General features: G+C 36.0%; 1 protein-coding gene. It reads right to left on the bottom strand.

The window, feature by feature from the left end:
• Nucleotides 1–7 precede the first annotated feature (7 nt).
• A partial coding sequence (locus E3E36_RS12610) for a hypothetical protein (protein WP_206203746.1) occupies nt 8–392 on the bottom strand: 385 nt, incomplete at its 5' end.

The raw sequence follows: 392 nt of genomic DNA, 5'->3' as shown, positions 1-392 counted from the left end.
AGAAAACTTAAGCTGCCGGCTTTCTCCCGTACCACCAACCAACAAAAGCACCAATTATGCCTGAAAGTATTGTGGCAGCAATAACATCAACAAGTATTGAAGTTCTTGAACCTAAATTCATTTGTGCAAACATTATGCTGTCCATTCCTGATGATACTAAAAATCCTACAATGGCAGCAATTGTAAAACCCTTTTTAGCATTGTTGCCATTACCAAGTGCCACAACATAAGCTGTTAAAATACCCATCAACAAGTTGCCAATACTCAAGTATAAAAAGTCAGGTGGATTTTTATCAAGTCCGTTATAGTGAAGGGAATGTTTTTTAAAAAAATCCATTAGTAACATGCCATAAATTAACCAGCCCAATAGAAAAGATACGATAAGATCGGAA

Source organism: Thermococcus sp. M36 (assembly GCF_012027355.1).
In the GTDB taxonomy this organism is placed as follows: Archaea; Methanobacteriota_B; Thermococci; order Thermococcales; family Thermococcaceae; genus Thermococcus.
The sequence above is the reverse complement of the archived record's forward strand: the minus strand, read 5'-3'. Positions and strand labels throughout refer to the sequence as shown.